General features: G+C 65.7%; 2 protein-coding genes and 1 pseudogene. 2 read left to right on the top strand and 1 reads right to left on the bottom strand.

From position 1 onward, the window contains the following. Nucleotides 1-821 (top strand): Mu transposase domain-containing protein (locus ELR45_RS33885; protein WP_420814008.1); only part of this gene is annotated, 821 nt, incomplete at its 5' end. A gap of 206 nt (nucleotides 822-1,027) precedes the next feature. After that, nucleotides 1,028-1,813 carry an IS21-like element helper ATPase IstB gene (gene istB, locus ELR45_RS33890; RefSeq protein WP_129670220.1) on the top strand — a complete coding sequence of 262 codons (786 nt, stop codon included), beginning with the start codon at nucleotides 1,028-1,030 and terminating at the stop codon, nucleotides 1,811-1,813. A gap of 72 nt (nucleotides 1,814-1,885) precedes the next feature. On the opposite strand, the pseudogene ELR45_RS41950 reads toward istB, so the two are convergent. Continuing rightward, a pseudogene (locus ELR45_RS41950) lies at nucleotides 1,886-2,036 on the bottom strand (transposase); the annotation flags it as partial.

A 2,036-nucleotide genomic window follows, 5' to 3' on the forward strand; every position in this document is an offset into this window, starting at 1 on the left:
ATATCAGAGGGGTACCCGCCTCGATCGTGTATGACCGCACCAAGACCGTGGTGAAACGCCACGTCGGGCCGGGCAAGGCGGTGCCGCTGCACCCGGAAGCGGCCGCGTTCGCCGCACACTACGGCTTCGAGATCGATGTGCTCGCGGCGTATCGCCCGACCGGGAAGGGCAGGTGCGAACGCCAGGTCGAGATCGTGCGTGATCACGTCCTTGCCGGGCGTAGTTTCGATGCTGTTGAGCAGATGAACGCCGCGTTCGCCGTGTGGGTGCCGATCCGCCGTGGCCAGGTGCATCGCACCCACGGGCAGGTGATCGGGGTGCGCGCTGAGGCTGACCGGGCGGCGCTGCGGGCGCTGCCGGTCCTGCCGTACGTGGTCGCCGACCAGCATCTACGCCGGGTCGGCAAAGACTGCCTGATCTCGTTCGACGCCAGCCTGTACTCAGTGCCCGCCCGCATGGTGCGGGCTGGGCAGTACGTGCAGGTCCGCGCCAGCGCCGACACCGTCGCCATCCACGCCCTCGATACTGATGGCGGCGGCATCCTGGCCGTGCACGCTCGCGCGCCACGGTCGGGGTCGTGGATGGTCGACGAGACGCACTGGGACGGCCTGGCTGACGGTCACACCCGCGCCACCGTCGTCGAACACGACACTCCCGCCGTCAACGACGCTGCGACTGCGGACGGGCTCAGGTCGACGAATCCGTTGTCGGCGCTGCTCGCAGCCAACCCGGCCGCGAGTGCTGACGTCGCGCGCCGAGCGTTGAGCGACTATGCCGATGCCGCCGGCGTCGGGGACATCAAGCGGGAGGAGAATCGATGAGCCGCGCCAGCCATTACCGGCGCTGCGACGGTGCCCGCACCACAGGCTGACCAGCCCCCCTCTTTCACCACCCATCGGTGGCTGCGCCCCGCATGCGCTTTGGGCGGTGGTCAACCATTCATCGTCTGCCCGGCCCCGCTGACCCACCCCCGAAACGCCTGTGACCAGGGGCGCAGCCGCCAACCCCCACTTTTAGGAGCACTATCGTGAGTGAACTCACCGCTACCCGTGTCCGTGACGCCGCGACCAAGCTCGGCCTGCCCCACCTTGCCGATAACCTCACCGACCTGGTCACACGCGCCGACACCAAACAGATGGGCTACCTGGACTTCCTCGACCTCGTCACCGGTGAAGAAGCCGGCGTCAAAGACGACCGACGCTTCCGTAACCAACTCCGCCTCGCCCGGCTGCCGCACCAGAAAACCGTCGACGAGTTCGACTTCACCTTCCAACCCGACCTCGACGTCCGCAAGATCCGTGACCTGGCCACCCTCGAGTTCATCGAGCACCAGTCCAACATCGCCCTGCTCGGCCCGCCCGGAACGGGCAAAACTCACCTCGCGGTGTCCCTCGGCGTCGCCGCCTGCCAAGCCGGGTACTGCGTCTACTTCACCAGCCTGGACCACCTCGTCACCAAACTCCGGGCCGCCGATGCTGCCGGCAGACTCGACAACCAGATGCGCCCGTTCCTGCGATCGGCCCTGCTGATCATTGACGAGGTCGGATACCGGCCGCTAGACCGCGTCGACGCCAACCTCGTCTTCCACCTCATATCCCGCCGATACGAGAAGAGCTCCACGATCATCACCAGCAATAAAGCCTTCACAGAATGGGGAACGATCTTCACCGACGAGGTCCTCGCCACCGCCATCCTCGACCGATTCCTGCACCACTGCGACGTCATCACCATCAACGGCCCCAGCTGGCGTCTGAAGGACCGTCTCGCCAACCTCGAACAACCACCCAACGATGATCAACAACCCCAGGCATAATAACCAATGACCCACCGGGCCACCGACACGTCAGGTCGTACCAAGACCTACACGTGAGGTCGTACGCCGACACTTGTCGGTGATCCGCGAGATCGTATCCTTGGACACCTTCGCCCCGTACACGTCGTCGAAGTGCGCCGCCACCTCACCCGTGGTCAGACCCTTGGCCGTCAACGACAACACGACCTCGTCGATCCCGTTCAGCCGGCGTTGGCGCTTACGC

Origin of the sequence: Phytoactinopolyspora endophytica, from assembly GCF_004138495.1 — a bacterium.
GTDB classification, from domain to species: Bacteria; Actinomycetota; Actinomycetes; order Jiangellales; family Jiangellaceae; genus Phytoactinopolyspora; species Phytoactinopolyspora endophytica.